The organism is Wenyingzhuangia sp. IMCC45467 (assembly GCF_054111205.1).
In genome coordinates this window covers 1,110,004-1,129,894 of sequence record NZ_CM134196.1, presented here as the reverse complement: position 1 = coordinate 1,129,894, position 19,891 = coordinate 1,110,004, and the positions used below count along the sequence as shown (strand labels likewise).

General features: G+C 29.9%; 11 protein-coding genes. 3 read left to right on the top strand and 8 right to left on the bottom strand.

Annotated elements, in window-relative coordinates:
• Positions 1-684 precede the first annotated feature (684 nt).
• From ACXGQT_RS04730 to ACXGQT_RS04715, 4 genes are all read right to left on the bottom strand, one after another.
• Positions 685-1,245: a nucleotidyl transferase AbiEii/AbiGii toxin family protein gene (locus ACXGQT_RS04730; RefSeq protein ID WP_457830251.1), complete on the bottom strand. Its 561-nt coding sequence runs from the start codon at positions 1,243-1,245 to the stop codon at positions 685-687.
• 94 nt (positions 1,246-1,339) lie between these two features.
• On the bottom strand, positions 1,340-1,852 hold the full coding sequence (locus ACXGQT_RS04725) for a HigA family addiction module antitoxin (RefSeq protein WP_457830250.1): 513 nt from the start codon (positions 1,850-1,852) through the stop codon (positions 1,340-1,342).
• A 174-nt stretch (positions 1,853-2,026) separates the two neighbouring features.
• Positions 2,027-2,443, bottom strand: coding sequence for a GntR family transcriptional regulator (locus tag ACXGQT_RS04720; RefSeq protein ID WP_457830249.1), 417 nt, complete (start codon positions 2,441-2,443; stop codon positions 2,027-2,029).
• 117 nt (positions 2,444-2,560) lie between these two features.
• Complete coding sequence (locus ACXGQT_RS04715) at positions 2,561-3,421, bottom strand: T9SS type A sorting domain-containing protein (protein WP_457830248.1); 861 nt, start codon at positions 3,419-3,421, stop codon at positions 2,561-2,563.
• A 300-nt stretch (positions 3,422-3,721) separates the two neighbouring features.
• On the opposite strand from ACXGQT_RS04715, the gene ACXGQT_RS04710 reads away from it, so the two are divergent.
• Positions 3,722-8,032 (top strand): two-component regulator propeller domain-containing protein, encoded by a 4,311-nt coding sequence (locus ACXGQT_RS04710; protein WP_457830247.1) that lies wholly within the window; start codon positions 3,722-3,724, stop codon positions 8,030-8,032.
• A 702-nt stretch (positions 8,033-8,734) separates the two neighbouring features.
• Here the strand turns inward: ACXGQT_RS04710 and ACXGQT_RS04705 are convergent.
• The 4 genes from ACXGQT_RS04705 to ACXGQT_RS04690 are packed head-to-tail and all read right to left on the bottom strand — an operon-like array spanning position 8,735 to position 15,726.
• On the bottom strand, positions 8,735-9,403 hold the full coding sequence (locus ACXGQT_RS04705) for a DUF4998 domain-containing protein (RefSeq protein ID WP_457830246.1): 669 nt from the start codon (positions 9,401-9,403) through the stop codon (positions 8,735-8,737).
• Positions 9,404-9,422: 19 nt separating this feature from the next.
• Entirely contained in the window at positions 9,423-10,628 is a 1,206-nt protein-coding gene (locus ACXGQT_RS04700) for a DUF5000 domain-containing lipoprotein (RefSeq protein WP_457830245.1), read from the bottom strand.
• A gap of 21 nt (positions 10,629-10,649) precedes the next feature.
• Positions 10,650-12,536: a RagB/SusD family nutrient uptake outer membrane protein gene (locus ACXGQT_RS04695; RefSeq protein WP_457830244.1), complete on the bottom strand. Its 1,887-nt coding sequence runs from the start codon at positions 12,534-12,536 to the stop codon at positions 10,650-10,652.
• A gap of 40 nt (positions 12,537-12,576) precedes the next feature.
• A complete protein-coding gene (locus tag ACXGQT_RS04690; protein ID WP_457830243.1) occupies positions 12,577-15,726 on the bottom strand; it encodes a SusC/RagA family TonB-linked outer membrane protein in 3,150 nt (1,049 codons plus the stop codon).
• Between the two features lie 645 nt (positions 15,727-16,371).
• Here ACXGQT_RS04690 and ACXGQT_RS04685 point away from each other — a divergent pair.
• Entirely contained in the window at positions 16,372-19,137 is a 2,766-nt protein-coding gene (locus ACXGQT_RS04685; protein ID WP_457830242.1) for a rhamnogalacturonan lyase family protein, read from the top strand.
• Complete coding sequence (locus ACXGQT_RS04680) at positions 19,134-19,838, top strand: hypothetical protein (RefSeq protein WP_457830241.1); 705 nt, start codon at positions 19,134-19,136, stop codon at positions 19,836-19,838. The genes ACXGQT_RS04685 and ACXGQT_RS04680 overlap by 4 nt, the downstream gene beginning before the upstream one ends.
• Positions 19,839-19,891: the final 53 nt, after the last annotated feature.

Sequence of the window (19,891 nt, the reverse complement as noted above, 5' to 3'; positions counted from 1 at the left end):
ATAAAATGTATCGATGGACTGAAATGAGGTAAAACAGCCTTGAGCCAAACGGTGGGCTGAGTGTGCAAATAGTGGAACGGTTTGCGGACACAGACCAAGCGCTAGCGAGCCGCCTTGCGAGTGGAGCAACGGGTGTTGCAAAGAAAAGCATGAGGAACGAATGTGGTTTGCAGCTATGTGTGGAGTTGAACGGCAGGTTTTTGTATTTTTTCAAACAAAAACCTAGAGAGAAACGGAACAATACACAAGGGTGCCGATTTAATTGCTAGAGCCTGTGTGTTGGATGATGTGGTTGGCAAAAGGCGGAGGCAACACAATCAAGAACCCGTAGCCCGTAGCGACCTGCAAGGCGAGCTAAAATTATGGCAATGGTTGGATGTGTTGTGGCTGAACGCAATGAACCGAAGCCATGAGTGTGAATGAAGTGAAGTGACAAAAGCAGACAAAGGAATTGCCGTGAGGACTGATTGAGGAACGCAACAACCGTGACAAACTTGCCCTTCGGCTGGGCTCAGGGTACGGATGGGGCAACCTTTAGGACATAACACTCTTTTTTTAAACTTTAGAATCGATAGGAAAGCTCAAAAAAAGTGTGTTATGGGTTTGGCGGGGTTGTTTGCTGACGATTGAAGGAGGAACACCGCTTTACCTTTACCGTTAGAATTTACTTGGTAAATAAGATGTTTATGTTAGTTCTAAAACTTTTTCTTCTATGTCTAATTTTATCAATTCCCAAATTTTGTTTTTATAACAATTGGGGGTTAGATCATCTTCTGCGTATGAAAAGTCTATACAAGCTTTTAAGAGTTCTCGTCTTGTAGAAACATACGGGTTCCTTTTTTCATAAAATGACAACATTTCATCAAGGGTAAAAGTGTTAAGTAGTTCGTGAACATCCCAAAAATCTTTTTTTCTACCACCGTTGGCTATTACTTCAAATTTCATAGCTGCTATTTCCTCAGTAGTTGCTAAACGAATATTCTCTATTTCTAGCATGAGAAACACAAAAGGTTCTGTATAATAGATATCTAGTTTTAGTGCATTGTCTGGACTTGTTCCTACAAAATAGGATCTTCCAAATACCACTTCTCCCACCGATGTAGTATCTACATAAGCAAAAGTTTTTTGTAATATGGTTTCTAATTTTTTAAAATCAATACTTCCATAAGGTTCATCTGTAAACAAATCTATATCTATCGATTCTCTATGACCATATTGCAAGCTTAATGATGTCCCACCTACCAAACGAAAGGTATTGATTCTTCTATATTCATTAAGGTATTTAGAGATTCACAAAGAAGTTGAGAAACCGTATTTAGGTGTAACAACATATTCATGCTTATTCAATTCTTTGTTTTCTTTTTTTGTTAAATGAACGTGTAAAGCTTGGAGACTTTTTTATGGTGTTATTAATTGTATCTACTATGGATTTACCGTAAAAGCTTTTGATTTCTTCTTTTTCTTGTTCGTTCCCTCTTTCTAAAACTCTTTTAATAATGGCTGTTTTGTTTTTATCCCAGTCTATTTTATCAAAAGAAGTATCCCAAAACAAAACCTTTCTAAAGTTGTTTAAATTAGGAGTAGTTTTGGAAAGTGTTTCTAATTTTTTATTTACATCATAACTTGCTTGCAATAGCATAAAATAATCTGCTTCTGTGTGAAAATAGTTGGCTAGTTTGATGGACAACTCTGGGTTGATTCCTCTTTTTTTGTTTACAATAGCACTAATGGTTTGTTTATGCTCCTTAATTTCCATAGCCAATAAGGAACTTTTGATATTGTTACGCTCTAATTCGCGTTTTAATATAAGTCCAGGGTGAATTCCTTTTATTTTAGCTAATTGAGGCAACATAAACTATTTTGTTTAATGCAAATATACAAATTCCTCAGCTAGTAAACAAAATTGTTTACTTTTGGAAATAATATAAAGATATTTTTCTAACTATATATAAAAAACCCCTGAATGTAAATCCAGAGGTTTATAAAGTACACGTTATTTAAGTACTTTTAACAGACTAACTAATTACTAAATTTTCTCTACTAGGTTAATAGAGACATGAGTATCGTGATTGGAAATTTCCAAATTGGTATAATATCTATTTTCAATTTCGTTGATAAATAAATTGAATAAATTCATGTCGATGGCTTCATTTTTATGGAAAGAAAAAAAAGTTTCTACTTTTTTTCTAACTTCTTGGTTTTTAACAAAAGTGCCTTTACCCGAAATAGTATAAATAAGTTCCTTTTCTTTCAGAACTCTATATGCTTTTTCTATAGTATCTCTTGAAACATTAAACTCTTTACTAAGACATGAAACCGAAGGTAATTGTTCTCCTTTTTTAATTGTTCCTTTTAAAATATTACTTATAAAATAGTTTGCAACTTGTTTGTATTTAGGAACGTTAGAAATTGAACTAAAGTTTAATTTGTTTAATGATACCATAATAATTTTTTAAAAGCAATATCGAATTTTATTTAAAATGTTATTGTTTAATCTTGTACAGAAATAAACATAAAAAAGCACTTATATTACTAAGAACATAAGTGCTTTAAAAACTAATTATTGTTTAGCAATTTTAAATGCTTTGCTAACAGTTCCTTTTTGAACCTTTAAAATATAAACTCCTTTTACAAAGTTAATTAAGTCAATAGGGATAATACTGTTGTTTCCTGCAATTAATGTATTAGAAAAAAGTTTTTGACCATTTATATTATACAATGAAATAGTTGTACTTTCGTTACCCCCCCCAATGTTTAATTTAGTTACATTATTAGTAGAGTTCGGGCTTAATGAAATAACATTGTCTAATAAAACATCATCACTTAAAGATAAAGAAGTATTCCATGAAGTGTCAATAGTAGGGTCAAAAGCATCGTCAGAAGTTACAATTATATGATCAACTGCTACTTGTCTTTCTCTAATAACAATTTTAATATCGTTAGCTCCAGCTTCAGCAACTTCAAAAGTAGCACTGTGTTTTTTCCAAGTCCACGCACCATATGTAGACATTGCAATGTTATTTCCTATTTTTGTATTGTTATAGTATAACCAAAAAGAATCATTTTGATCATCAACAGCATACATTCTTACCCATATATAATGTACTCCTGTCTTTACAAAATTAACGTTGTAAGTTAATACTGGACCATTGTCAATTGGATTACTTGAGTTATAAACTCCGTCATTATCCCCTTTCATAAATCCAGCCCCTAAATAATCTGCATGTGTTGTAGATAAATCCCAATCTGTAACAGGTGTTGCAGCATGAGAACCACTTGTTCCTCCAGGTGTATTACTTGTGTAGCTTTCAGCAGGCATAATAGCTAACCCTGTACTTCCAGAATCTTGTGTGTATGTTGTTTGAGCATTCATAGTTACACCTGTAACTAATAATAATAAAAGAGTAATTTGTTTTTTCATAATATAAATTATTTTAATTGTTAATAACGGTGTAAAACTATAACTAACAAGTAGGAAGGAAGTGGATTTTAGTACAAATTTCTGAGGAAAAGAGTACAAAAAGTCTTTATTTATAAATAAATCATAAAAAAAAAACTAATAATTTAAGTTATTATAATTACATATACTGTATAAACAGGATTGTACAGGATGTAATTTTATAAAGCCTTTTAGATATTTACTATAAATTGATAATGCTTTGTTTTTATTCGCTTTTTTTAACAATCTCTAGTTTTATTTTAATCATCATCAAACCTTTACATGAAGAATTTCTTTTTTTTTCTTTTTATATTCTCATACATCACTATTTTTTCTCAAAACAAAAAAATTGAAAAACTTAATTTAGAGAATGGTTTGTTAAATAACTCTGTGAGAGGTATTATTCAAGATAATAAAGGGTATTTATGGTTTGGTACCTTTAATGGTCTTAGCAGATATGATGGAAAAAACTTTATAAATTATAATTCTATTGCTGGAGATACTACAAGTTTTAAAAGTAGTCGTGTTATAGAAATTATTGAAGATGAAAAAGGTTTTATTTGGTGTTTATCAGATAATAATAATTTACAAAGGATAGATCCTTTAACCAATAAGATTTTAGATATAAATAAACAGATTATTAAAGATCGGATTTCCATCCAGAAAATGAAATTATTTTCTAATGGGGATTTATGGGTTTGGGGGAAAAAGGGATGTGCTAGAATTGTTAATGAAAAAAACTCTATAAATTGTAAAATTTACAATACTGAAAATGGAATTGATGGCAATCTAATTAATTTTATTTTTGAAGATGATTCAAAAAACATATGGATTGGAACTAAAAGTGGACTTTCTAAAATAGTAGGAAATAGAATTACTAACTATCAAAAAAACACTGAATTTGTAAGTTATAAAAAATTTCATAATGTCATTTGGTTTGGAACAAAAACAAGCGGTGTGTTTAAACACATGCTGGGTACTAATAAAATAATTCCTTTTGATCTTTTAAATAAAGTGATAGATAAAAGAACTGTTTTATGTATTAGTCAAACAAATGATGATTTACTCCATATAATCACCAATAATTATGTTTTAGAATTTAACATGTCATATGAGCAAATAACTATTCTAAGAAACGAACATTTAAATGATGTATATAAACTCTATAAAGACTCAGGTGAAAACTTGTGGTTATCTAAACAACAAGATGGAATATTAAAATACAATATAGTTACTAAAAAGATCACTCACTACAATCTAAACTCTCAAAACAGATCTTATTTGGGAATTAGTGATAAACTAATTCTTTTAGAAGATAGCAATCAAAAAATATGGGTAGGAACTAATGGAGGAGGTTTGTTTGAATACAATGGAACTTTAGATAGGTTTATAAATTATACTTCGAATCCTGAAAAAAGCAATACTATTTCATCGAACACAATATTGTCTATGTTTGAAGATGCTTCTAAAAATTTGTGGATTGGAACTATGTATGGTGGGATTAATAAAATTAACATTTCTAAAAATAAATTTACTTGGCATCTACCTACCAACGTAAACACCAATATATATATAAATGAAATACGTAGTAGTGTTCAAGATAAAAATGGAATATTATACGTTGGCAGCAAAGGAGGGAAAATTTTTTGTTATAAAAATTATGAATTATTGTATGTATTACCGGATGATTTATCAAAAAAAAATCAATTAAAATTACATAACATCAATGTTTATAAACTTTTTTTAGATCGAGACGATAATCTATGGGTGGGTACAAAAGGAAGAGGTTTATATGTATTAAAAAACATAGTAAATACATCTCCTAAAGACATAGACGTTTTTACTTTTGATATTAAAAACCATAAAATGTTAAACAATGCATATGACATTGTTCAAGATATAAATAATAATTACTGGATAGCATCTCATTATTACGGTTTAACTTTTTTATTAAGTGATCCTTTTAAAGAAATAAAAAAAACAACCTATTGGTTAGGTACAAAAAATGAGTTTAAATTAACCAATAACTATTTAAGAAGTTTGTTATTAGATAATAATAATAATCTATGGATTGGTAGTTCTGGGGGTATTAATTTTTTGCCTGCTGAACAATTAAACTCTAAAAACAGACGTTCAATTCCTATAAAAAATATAGAAAGTAATCCACATTCTTTAAGTAACAATACTGTAGACCATATATTTCAGGCAAAAGACAGTACTATTTATGTGTCTACTATGGGAGGTGGGTTAAATATATTAGAAAATTATAATATTAAAAACAAGGATTTTAAATGGAAAACAATTACAACTAAAGAAGGATTGTCTTCTAATATAATATATGGAGTTCAAGAAGATATAGAACAAAATATTTGGATTAGTACCAATAATGGAATAGATAAATATTATCCAAAAACAGGCAAAATAGAACGTTTTTTTGATGATGTAAAAAATGGAAATTATTTTACAGAAGGCTCGGTGTCTACTTTAAAAAATGGTGATATTTTATTTGGACATCACAATGGGTTTATAACATTTAACCCTAAGAATATTATAAAAGATACTACTTCATATCCATTAGTTTTATCAAAACTATACATCAACGGAATTGAACAATTTCCAAGGAATTCTGATGTAATTTCTAAGAATATTGAATATGAAAAAGAAATAAATCTAACGTATACCCAAAACACTATACAGCTTGATTTTTCTGTTTTGGACTATAAGAACCCCGAGAAAATACAATATTCATATAAATTAGAAAATTACGATAAAACATGGAGTACACCATTAACCACTAGTACTGCTATGTATAGAAATTTACCCCACGGGAATTATTCTTTCTTGCTTAAAGCAACCAATAGCGACGGTATAGAACTGCCAGAAATACTTGAGTTTAAAATTAATATTAAGCCTCCTTTTATAAAATCATATTTAGGATATTTTTTAATGATTTTGTTTTTTAGTGTATTATTTGGTATTTTTTTATATCTATATAAAAAGCAAATAAATACTAAGAATGAAATTAATTTTGCTAAAAAACTAAATGATAAAAAACTAATCTATTATACCAATATTTCACATGAATTTAAAACCCCCTTAACTTTAATATCTTGTTATATACAAGATGTTTTAGATGATAGTTTAACTTCTCAAAAAATTCAATCTAATGCCAAAAAAATTCAAAAAAGCAGCACTTATTTATTAAATCTAGTAGAACAAATTCTTGATTTTAGAAAAATTAGAGAAGAAAAAATGAAACTTAATTTAATAAACACCAACATTGTCTTTTTTATCCATAATATTTATTCCCAATTTTTACCCTTAGCTAATAAAGATGAAATAAACCTATCATATAAAAGTGAAGAGGAAGATATCAATGGTTATATAGATGTAAACATCCTAAAAAAAATATTATATAACCTACTTTCTAACGCCATTAAATTTACTCCTTCGGGAAAATCTATATACATCAATTTAATACTAGTCAATAATAATCAATTTATACAAATTGAAATAAAAGATGAAGGAAAGGGAATCTCTGAAAATGATTTACAAAACCTATTTGAACGTTTTGGGAAAAGTGAAAACAGCTCTGGTATAGGATTATTTTATGTAAAAGAACTTGTTAGTTGCCACAAAGGAAATATTGAAGTTAGTAGTGATTTAGAAACAGGAACAACTTTTACTATTACCTTACCAATCAGTCAAAAATATTATGATGATGAAAATATTGAGGTTAACAATATAATTGTTAATGAAAACAACTTATATGAACCGAATATAGAAAGTTCAGGGGTGTTAAACCACTATGATATAGATGAAAATGAGAAGAAAAAAACATATTCTATTTTAATTATTGAAGACAATGATGAAATGAGGAATTATCTTTGTGAAAAATTTCAAAGTTATTTTAATGTATTTTCAGCAGAAAATGGTAAAATAGGAGTTAGAATTGCTATTAAAGAGCTTCCAGATATTATTGTTTGTGATTTGATGATGCCTGTAATGGATGGAATTGAAACCATTAAAACCCTGAGGGATAATTTTAACACTTGTCATATTCCTATGATTTTGTTAACGGCTAATTCATCCGAACATCAAAAAATAGAAGGAGTTAAAGTGGGTATTGATGATTTTATTACCAAGCCTTTTAACTTTAAATATTTAAAGTTAAAAATTGAAGGACTCATCACACAGAGAAATAAAATAATACAAAGTTTTAGTAAAAACCCAGAATTATCTACAAGTATTATTACCAATTCTGATGAAGATCAATTATTTATAGAACAAGTAAAACAAATTGTTGAGAGGAGTATTGGTGAAGCTAATTTTTCAATTAATTCAATTATTTCAGAATTAGGCATAAGTAGAACTAACTTCTTTAATAAAATGAAAGATATTACAGGAGATACTCCTAATCAATTCATTAGTACAATTCAGATGAAAAAAGCATCAGTTCTATTAAAAGAAACCAATTATCCTATTTCCGAAATTAGTGTTATTTGTGGTTTTAACGACAGTCGTTATTTTGCTAAAATGTTCAAAAAATATTTTGGAAATTCACCTAAAGAATATCAGTTAAAAAACAAATAATATTTTTAAAAGATAATATATATTATTAAGAATTACTTGTAAAATCCGTTGTGCATTTATACAATATTAATCTTTAGTTTATTTATATTTCTGTTATTGAAATATAATGATGTATTGAATTTTAGTCGAAGCTATTATTTTACTAAAGACTCTAATTCTTAAACCAGCAAAGAATTTGGCATAATTTCTCCTAATCATAAATTGATCACAAAATTGAGAAAATTAAATTTCTATAATTTTTATAATTTTCTGAAGAGATCTGATTGTTGTGATTTAAGATTGTGTAGGTAATGAATATCATGAATAGAAGTTTTTGAGATATCAAAACCAAAAGTTACTCCACTCATACAGCAAACCGTATATGTAAAACCCCTTATTATTGCTTTTTTAAAATTAGAATAACATTTTTACTTCTTTAGACTTTGGAGAGTTTACAAACCTCAAGAAGCATGCTATCTACAATAAAATAATCTTCAAACTCTAAGAATAAATCAGCTAATTTTTTGACGTATGGGTTGTAAAAGTAATTTATATTTTTTTTAAACTTAATATTGTTTTGTAGTAAATTTTAAAAAAATGCAAATACAGTTAATTTACTGCTGTTGTAGATAATGTTATTAATAACATAATTAAAAATAAAAAACGTTATGATAATAAAATCATAACGTTTAATACATACTAGTTTAATAATAGTTTACAAAGCTATATACTTTTAGTCCCTGTAATAAAAGTATCTATAGATGTTGCATCTGGTTTATATACAGTATAATACTGTCCACCTAGTTTATAATCAGTTATTTCAATAGTATCTAAGCTAGCATCTAATACTATAGTACTTTCTTCGTCAGATAAATTCACATAAGTAATTAATGTTTCTACTGCTCCATTAGAAATATCAGACTGAGTAAATTCTAGGGTTAAGTTTCCCATACTATCGTCTGTTTTATTTATAACCTCTCTATTAGAAATACGATTTTGATAATCATCTCCATAAGAGGTACCAAATATTTCAGTAGGCACAGAAACATTACCGTTTTCATCATAAGTTTTAATAATAAAAGAATATGAACTTTCAGGTAAATCAATAATTGTTTCCATATTAGTGTTTATTCCTGAGGATATTAGAGTTATGGAATCTTTATAAAAATTCCAAAAAACTTTAATATTCTTTACAGACGGATCTCCTGGTGTAGTAACTTGAATTTTTACTCTATTTTTTCCTGAATGAGCAATAGGATCAATTACTTTACCTGGATAAATTTTACCAACGTGTTCTTTTGCAAATTCATTATAAATTTCAGTCTGATCTTGACATGAAAAAACACTTATACACAAAAACGTTACAATTAGATATTTATATATATATTTCATTTTTATTATTTATTTAAAATTATTGTACCTCTTGCCCCCAAAAAGAGATTTCTCCTATTAGTACCATGGCTTTAAAATCTTGTACCTCGTACCATTTAAACCTGTAATAACGGTAACCTCCTGATACGGCATCAAACTCATAATCAAATCCTTTTCTGGCAAACTCAACATCTTCATTAGTTCTTTCTCCAAATGGTAAGCCTGAAGGTTTTTCTGGAGGGCCAAATTTTTGTAATAAAACCCAACTACTATCAAAAGATCCATCAGGGTTAGGTGCGTTTGAACCATAAACTTCCCAGTCTGTTGGAATTCTACCACCAGTGTATTCATCTCTGTTTCGCTGCCACATTTTTAATCGACTCAATACATATTTTCCTCCAAAGTCTAAAGAAATCCATTTAGGCATTGGAAGTACAGATTGATCGGTAGCATAAAAATTAGCATAATTATCATATACACCATCCCAAAGTTGAGTAATAGGGTTTGTAGCACGTAAAGGTGTTGCATCACCAGGTAATCTTAAATCAGCAAAATTATTTTTAGGTACTTCAATTTCAAATAAAGGGGTTAATGTTTTCTTTATTAACTCAGTTTTATTTCCAAAAGGATCTCTAATTGTAAAACCAAAATTAGTTGGTACTGATTCTAAACCTCTAATGACCCATCTTCCATTAAGTGTTCTAGTATACAATTTATTGTCTTTATTTAAAGGTAAAAATTCTTCTCCCGTACCTATGGTATCTACTAATGCTTCAATTATAATGTTTGATTCAGTTAGGTTTTCATAATTAATTTGAACACCTCCAAAAGCTGAATTAATTTCTATGTTTTCTGCAATTTCAAAGATAGCAGCTCTCAATGGAGTAAAGTTCACCTCTTTAGGCTCTGAGCTTTTATCATTTTTACTAACACTGTAAAACTTTACAGTATGTTCTTCGGTGTCACCATAACCTTCTAGTACTAAAACATTTTCATATTTAGATGATTTAGCTTCACGTATAACTCCTTTAGGAGCTTCGTAAACGGCTTTAGCATATAGAAAATTCTTATCATTTGGAATGTCGTATTTAACAATACCTCCACCAGCTGTAGGAGTAATTTGAATATTAGAAATTTGTTCAGGATAACCTCCTGAGCTTTCTATATAATCTTCACGTCCTTCTTCTTGACATGATATTGTTGTAAATAGCATTAAAGCTATTATGTATTTTAAAATATTTTTCATGTTTATATTATTGTTTCTTAGTTACCATCCTAAATTTTGTACTAAATTTTTATTACGAAGTATATAACTATCTTTTATAGGTAAAAAGTAATCTTTAATACCAAAAGTCTGAGTAGCTATAACCCTAGGCTTACTATAAAATTCTGAAAATTCTTTAAGTTCATCCCATCCCGTTATATTATTATTCATTACTATAGGAGCAGTTTTCCATCTACGAATATCATAATATCTTTGCCCTTCAAAGGCCAACTCAATTTGTCTTTCTTGTTGAATAATTTCTCTTAATCCATCTTTACTTTGTGGTTTATTAGGATTGGTAGAATATGTTGCCCAAGAAACATCTACACCCTCTAAACCTGCACGTTCTCTTACTTTATCTAAATATAATTTCACATCTGGTGCAGAAGGACCTTCTACTTCATTTAATGCTTCAGCATATAACAAATATAAATCAGCCAAACGGATAATTGGCCAAGGATACGCGTTAACAGAATAACCTTTTGGAGGAGTCTGAACATTTTCAAAATGAACATACTTTTTAATATAATTACCTGTTGAACCACCATTATTAGGTTGCTTTAATTTTGTTCTTATATAAAACAAATCTCCTTCATCATATTTACCTTGTCCATACCAAATACCACCGTCAAAACCAACATTTGCATAATATCTTACTTCTCTATTAAAATGGAGATTAGTTGTTTCGTAATTTATCTGAATATGTGGATAGTCAGTTGCTGTAGCTACCTTAGTTTCAAACCTAGCATTATAATCCCATGAATTATCTTCTTCTATTGGAACTCCGTTTTCTGTATAAAAACTTTCTGCAATTTTTATAGGAACACCTAGCTCATGCCTGATTTCTGTATTATCAGTATTTAATTCATTAACAAATGCTGATGCAAATCGTTGAATATCGGTTGCATTACTTTGAGTATTAGCCCAAATTACTTCAGTATTCCATTTTTCAGTAAAAGCATTTCTGATACTTAATTCTGTTAATATATCTTGAGAAAGTGGTCTTACAGCATTTTGATAAATATTTAATTGAAAACCTTGAGCTTCACAAACATCAATAGCAGTTTTACAAGCAGCAGCAGCTCTTACCCATCTTTGATCATCATATACAGATGGAAGTAACGGTGTTCCATCTTCATTAACTAAACCTGTAAAATCATTATTGCCATTATATAACGGACTTGCATAATAGACCAATATTTTTGCTTTTAACGACAAAGCAATTGTTTGAGTAATTCTACCTAAGTTACTTAGAGGATCTGTTATTTGAATCGGTAGATTTTTAACCGAGTCATCTAATAAATTAATTACATATTCAAAACATTCATTAACTGGATTACGAGAAACACGAACTTCTTCGATAGAAGCGTCAATAGGTAAATTATCGGCAATTAAAGGCACTGGTCCATAATGTTTAATTAAATAGAAGTAATAATATGCTTTTAAAAATTTAACCTCGGAAATCCATTGTCTTTTTTCTAACTCATCCATATCAGGTACCATTTCAATGTTTTCTAAGAAAATATTACAATCCCTTATAGCTCTATACATACTATCCCAAATATAATTACCCACCGGATCTAATTTAGTTTGTAAACCTCTAGCTATTTCAAATACCTGATGATTAAAGTTAAAGTTACCACCAGATTCTGGTCGAGTATAGGCCCATATTTCATCCCCACCTAAAAGTCCTATGTTTGTTTGGACATCAGCATGTCTAGGCATGTATGAATAACAAGTAAAAAGATATTTTTCTGCATTTGTACGCATGCTAAAAGCATCTTCTATAGTTGCTAAGTTATCAGGTACCACATCTAGATAACTATCACATGAACTCAATAAAGAAAGTGCTAAACCACCTATTAAGCTTAATATTTTATTTCGTCTCATTTTTTGTGTTTTTTAAAGTGTTTAATCAAATTTTATTATGTTAATTAAAACCGATATTTACTCCTAAGTTAATTGTACGTTGCACAGGATAACCTAATCCATTACCTCCCATTTCAACATCCCATTTTTTAAACTTGCTAAATGTTAATAAGTTTGATCCATTGATGTATAGCCTACATCTTGATACTTTATATTTATCTTTAAATAAATCTGATAAGTTGTATCCTATTTCAAGTTGCTTTAACCTTAGGAAAGAACCATCACGCATCCACCAAGTACTTGTTTGAGTGTTATTAGGGTTTACTCCTGTATCTAATTTTGGCCAAAATGCATAAACATCTTTGTTACTCTCAGACCAATAACTATCTGCTATAACTTGTAAAACTTGGTTTTCACCACCACCAGAAGAAGTTGCAAAAGGAGTAATGTTTGTTGGATTGATCCAAAACGACTCATTAGCCAATCCTTGAAAGAAAGCAGAAACATCTAAATTTTTATATCCAAAAGAGAATCCAAAACCATAGACAATTTCAGGTAATGTAGGGTTTCCTATTGGTACCATATCTGCTGTTGTAATTTCCCCATCACCATTAACATCAGAATACTTAATATCTCCACCACCTACTGCACTTCCACCAAATGCCTGTGTAGGAGAGTTTTGAGCCTCTGCATCATCAATAAACAAACGTTCTGCTATGTAACCATAAGTTTGTTGTAGAGATTGACCTATTCGAGAACGCCAAGGTTCATTGTAATCAGGTTCTTCAAATACTTCATACTTATTAGTTGCATAAGTAAAATTAGCGCGTGCAGATAACCAGGCTCCATTCATCCAGCTATGTGTAAAGTCCGCAGATAAATCAACCCCTTGACCAGAAGCTTCTCCTAAATTAGCTTTGATAGTTGTTTGTAATCCCATGGTGTTAGGAATCGCTTCTCTAGACATCAAAATATTTGTACGTCTTTCTCTAAAGAAGTCTACATTTACATTTAATTTTTTCCATATGCTTAACTCTAAAGCTACGTTTGTTTTGTAAGCAATTTCCCAAGTAATGTCTGGGTTAGCATATCTACTTATGCTTACACCGTTTTTAAAGTACCCTCCATCTCTACCAAATGTTGCTCCTCTTCCGCTATTGTTTAGACTCACCTCAGATAAATAAAAGAAACGATCAGTAGCAGATCCAATACCATCATTTCCTACTAATCCATAAGACCCTCTAATTCTGAAATTATTTATAACCTCCTTTAAAGGCTCCCAAAATTTTTCGTTTGAAATAGTCCATGCAAGTCCAGCAGATGGAAAAAAACCATATCTTTTAGATTCGTGAAATCTTTCAGATCCATTATATCCGAAGTTAAATTCTGCAAAATAACGATTGTCATAAGTATAAGTTGTTCTACCTGATAACCCCATGTTTCTTGAAGGTAATGAGGTTTGTAAACTTGTAAAATCACTATTTAAATCTTCTTGCATACGAAAAACTAATAAAGCACCTATTTTATTTTTTTCTCCTATTTTGTGATCATACATTAATCTACTTTGTATAAAGAAAGTAGAGTTTATTGTTTTTTCACCTCCTTGAGGGTTTCCTAAAGTCTCTGAACCTGTATCGGGGTTTAACTGAAATAAACTAAAACTATTGTCTTGAAAATTATAACCGCTAGGCTCATAATAAAATGGAGAATATGATCTAGATACATCAAAATAAGAACTACGAGTAGTGTTAACCATTGTGCTCCAGTTTAAACCTTCTATTATATCTGATAGATCTTGATTCACTTCAAATTGAGCTAACATTTTAGATCTACTGTAATCTTTATAACCTCTTACCAACTGTGCATAAGGGTTTAAGAATTGTCCTTGGTCAGAATTTCCAAACAAGACATGATTTACAAACTTATGATCTTCATCAATTGGGTAATAAGCGGGAAACAAAACAGGGTTAGACCTAACTACCATGTTATAAACTTCAGCACCTCCATTAAGTGGCCCTGTATAATCATCAAACACCCCATTTAATCTAACTACTAATTCTGTAGAGGGAGATATGTCCACATTTACATTAGATCTTAATGAGTAGGTTTTAAGCTTAATATTGTTATTAAAATTATTAACTTCTTGAGTTTTTAAAATACCATTGTCATTATTGTAAGAGCCAGATACATAGTATCTTGCAACTTTTCCTCCACCGCTTACATTTAAGTTAACACGTCTGTTGGTTGTATGATCTTTAAACAACATACTTTGCCAATCGGTACTTGGATATACATATTTATTAGTTCCTAATATGGTATTGTCAATTTTTTGTTGAGAATAAGGTGTGTTTGCTTGCTCTCCTAAAGGATCTCTTGCTATTACAGCTTGGTTGTACATCTGCATAAATGTTACTGGATCCGAAAATTTGATATTTCTTGTAGGTGCTGATGTAGAATTTTCAATTCTTAATGATATTTTAGCAGGACCTTCTACCCCTTGTTTGGTTTGCACTAAAATAACACCGTTTGCTCCACGAGCACCATATAAAGAAGTAGCAGTAGCATCTTTTAATATAGAAAAACTTTCTATATTATCCTTTTGTAATCTAGCTAAATCGGTAGTAGTTAATTCAATCCCATCAATTAAAATTAAAGGACTTCTGTTAGCCTGAGAACCAAAAGTAGTAACTCCTCTAATAAAAAACTCTGCATTATCGTCCCCTGGCTCACCACCTCTTTGATAAGCAATAACACCAGCTGCTTGACCTGCTAATGCAGTTGTAAGGTTACTGGTAGAAAACTTTTGTAAATCTTTAGTGTTAATAGTAGATACAGACCCAATCATATCTGTTTTTTTTTGTTGTCCAAATGCTACAATTACAACTTCATCTAAAGATTCAGTATCAGGTTTCATTGATACATTAACAACCAGTTGACCTTCTTTCATTTTAACAAGTTGATTTTTCATTCCTGTAAAAATGAATTCTAATGTTTTAGCTGTTTCAGGAATAGAGAATTCGTATTTACCATCAAAATCAGTAATTGTTCCTACGGAAGTGTTTTGTACCAATACCGTTGCACCTGGTAAAGGCATTCCTTGTTGATCTGTAACGATCCCAGAAATCTTTAAATTTTTTTGCGCATAAATGGGCAAAGTTAACAACACTCCTAATAGAAGTAAGAAGTGTTTTATATTATGTTTTATTTTCATTCCTTGTGTGTTTAATTACTTTTAATTAGATTTTACTTTTACGTTAAACATTTAATTGAACTTTTTAATACTCATAAGCATAGGTACAATTCTTTTAAAAAGCATTTTTTTTGTTAAATCAGTAAAACAGATTGTTTTGTTTTTCATATTTAGTGAGTTTTTAGTTAAAAAATTATAAATATTGTGATTAGCAAATTAACTGAGGAAATTCATTTAACCTGTGTATTATAGTACAGATTAATGAAGAAAATAATCCATCATCTCTTTTAAATACACTTTAAAGAGGTGTTTTGTATTAAATGCATAATAAAAAGACATGAATACAAGTAATTATATATACTGCAACTTTATAACTCCATATAAGAGACTTCTGTTTAAATAGTTACATAAACAGATTCAACAAAAAACTTAAGTAAACAATCATTAGAGGTCTTTATACTCTATATGTAAATCAAGCTAGACAAAAGGTGTTTAACCATGACTCTGTACTATTTTCTTCATTAATCTGTACTCGATTCATCTGTTAAAAATCAGTTTTAGAGCTAATTTTGATTTTCAATTCAAAACAATCTTTTAAACCCCATTCTTTAGATAAAGATTCTACGGAAACGATTAAAAGAAACTTCAAAATATAAATAAAACATAATGGAAGACAAACAACCCGTGAGTATTAATTTATATAAAAAAAGAGAGTGTCATTTTGTAAAAGACAATCTATATATTTTTTATTTTTTTATTTTTTCTATTACATTATTTTCTCAAAATCCTCCACGGCAAATGGAAGATTTAGACAGAGGACTATTAGCTGTACGAAGAAATAGCAATGAAGTCCTTCTAAGTTGGAGGATACTAGCTTCAGAATTTGAAATAGCATCTTATAATATTTATAAAGGGCCAACATTATTAAATACCATACCTAATAATGGAAGTAGTAACTATGTAGATATAACAACAAGTAATGATACTTATCGTGTTGCAGCGGTGATTAATGGTATAGAGCAAGAATTATCTAAACCGGTGGAGCCTTGGAATAATATTTATAAAAAAATTCCACTTAACTCAAAACCTGAGGGAGGAACAACACCAGATGGATTTGAATATACTTACTCTGCAAATGATGCTTCGGTAGCTGATTTAGATGGTGATGGTGAATATGAAATAATTTTAAAATGGGATCCTTCTAATTCCAAACAACCAGGGGTTGGTTTTACTGGTAATCAGATACTACAAGGTTTAAAATTAGATGGGACAGTTTTGTGGACTATAGATTTAGGAATTAATATTAAATCCGGACCTCATTATACTCAGTTTTTGGTTTATGATTTGGATGGTGATGGAAAAGCGGAAATTGCTTGCAAAACAGCTGATGGAACTATAGATGGAGCAGGCACGGTTTTAGGTGATCCTAATACTGATTATAGATCTTCTGATGGTAGAGTATTAACTGGCCCGGAATATTTTAGTGTTTTTGATGGAAAAACAGGTGAATTTATTGTTACGGATGATTATATTCCAGCTAGAGGTAATGTAGCAGACTGGGGAGATAGTTATGGAAACAGAGTAGATCGTTTTTTGGCATGTATAGCTTATTTAGATGGTAAAAGACCTAGTATGGTTTTTTGTAGAGGATATTATACACGTACCGTATTAGCAGCTTATGATTATAGGGATGGGCAACTTACAAGTCGTTGGGTTTTTGATACAAATGATTTAGGAGGTAGTAGTAGCCCATATTATGGACAAGGAAATCATAGTATTTCAGTAGGGGATGTTGATGATGACGGAAAAGATGAAATTGTGTATGGTTCTATGGCTGTAGATGATGATGGTACTGGATTATATTCTACTCAATATGGACATGGAGATGCAGCACATTTAGGTGATTTTGATCCAACACATAAAGGATTGGAGTATTGGATGGCTCATGAAGAAACTAGTAGTCCAGACATTCCTCAGGTAGATTTTAGAAATGCTAAAAATGGAGAAATTTTTTGGCAAATTGATGGTAGTGGAGACATTGGAAGAGGAGTTATTGCTGATATTGACCCAAACCATCTTGGGGCAGAAATGTGGGCTTCAAATGGAACTGGAGTTCATGATTTAACAGGAAATGTAATTTCTACAAGTTACCCTACAAGCCCTGGAGGAGGTATCAATTATAATATGTTAGCATGGTGGGATGGTGATTTAATGAGAGAACTAGTAGATAGACAAACTATTAATAAATATAATCTTTCAGGAGGAACTGACCGTAAACTTACCGCATACAATTATGATGGTCTCTCACTTTCTAGTAATAACGATTCAAAAGCTACACCATGTATAATTGCTGATATATTAGGAGATTGGAGAGAGGAAATTATCTGGAGATCTTCGGATAATACCTACTTAGCTATTTTCTCTTCACCTAATTATACAGAAGAAAGAATATATACTTTAATGCATGATCCACTATACCGTACAAGTATTGCTTGGCAAAATGTAGGATACAATCAACCTGCACACACTGGTTTTTATTTAGGTGTAGGTATGGAAACCCCTCCTGTTCCTAATATTTACTTAGCCAATGAAAGTACCGTACCGATTAATTTAGATATAGATCAAGATGGAGTATTAAATACAGAAGATTTATGTCCTAATACACCAAGAGGTACCCCTGTAAATAGTTATGGTTGTACATATATTGAAGAAACTGGGATTTCTGTTTATTCACAAACACCAACATGCCCTAACAAAGCAGATGGAAAAATTATAATTTCTAGTAGCCTACAAGAAATCTCTTTTGATATTAGTATAAAAGGAGAAGACATCGATAAAAATTTTTCTAATGTAATGCTCTCTGAAGAAAATGTTTTAGAATTAAAAGATTTAAATTCTGGAACTTATGAAGTAATACTTACTAAAGAGAATATTAAGTACAAACAAAAATTTATAGTAGCTATTAAACAGATTAATGAAATTAAAGCTGAAAGAATTGGATTAAAAAACAATGATATTGCTATTTACAATGTTTCGGGAAGTACAGAATATAACATTATGGTTAATGAGGTTTCTTCAACATACAAAACTACTACTATAAACCCTACAGAGTTATTGATTAACGATTTATCTTTTACAGGGGAAAATTATATAACTATAAAAGGGAAAAATGATTGTCAAGGGATTGTAGAGGATCGTTTTAAAATCAAATCTGAAATCACAGTACAACCAAATCCTACTACTGATGAAATATCTATTTATGGAATTGATAATGGTATCATTCAAGTTTATAATATGGCTGGAGAATTACTTTTACAAGTTCCATACTCTGGTAATAACAGTATTAGTTTAAAAAAACATTTACAGGGATTATATATCGTAAAAGTCATTCAAAAAGAAAATATAAAAACATTTAAAGTTGTATTAAAATGATAAAATTAAAATTTCAATATTTTTTATTAATAATAAGTTACGTATTAATAATATCTTGTGGTGGAGATGGTAATGAACTAGAAACAGATCCTAAAACTGAATTAACTTTTCCTGAAAAAGCTAAGTTATCGCTTCCATTAAATGGAGAGATATGCACTGGTTATACTACAGTCCCAAATAATGATAGTAAAGCTGAAATTAGTTTTTATTGGGAAAGAGCTATTAATACGACTAGCTATGAATTAATCATTAGTGAATCTGAAAATATTGTTGATACCAAACAAACTACAAGTACATCAAGTAAGGTTATTCTAGATAAAGGTAAAACTTATTCATGGGTGGTAATTTCTAAAAACAGTGATGGTGAAAGCATTAGTACTACTTATTCTTTTACAACACCTGGTGAGCCTCTTGGAAACTATGTTCCATATGCTGCTGTAATTGATTTTACAATTGATAAAACTAATAACATAGCGTCTCTTTCTTGGTTAGGAAATGATGAAGATTCGGAGAATACTGAATTATACTACGATTTAATTGTTGCCGAAGATGAAATTGAAATCATTAATATCAAAAATACATCAGAAAATAAGATTGATAATTTTACAGCTAAATTAAATTCTGTTTACAAAATAGAAATAAAAACAAATGATGAAATTGGTTCTTACTCTATTTCTGAATTTAATTATACTTTTCGCTAAAAAAATCAAATATTTTGAGAAAAAAAAAGGTTGATTATTTTCAATTTATAGTA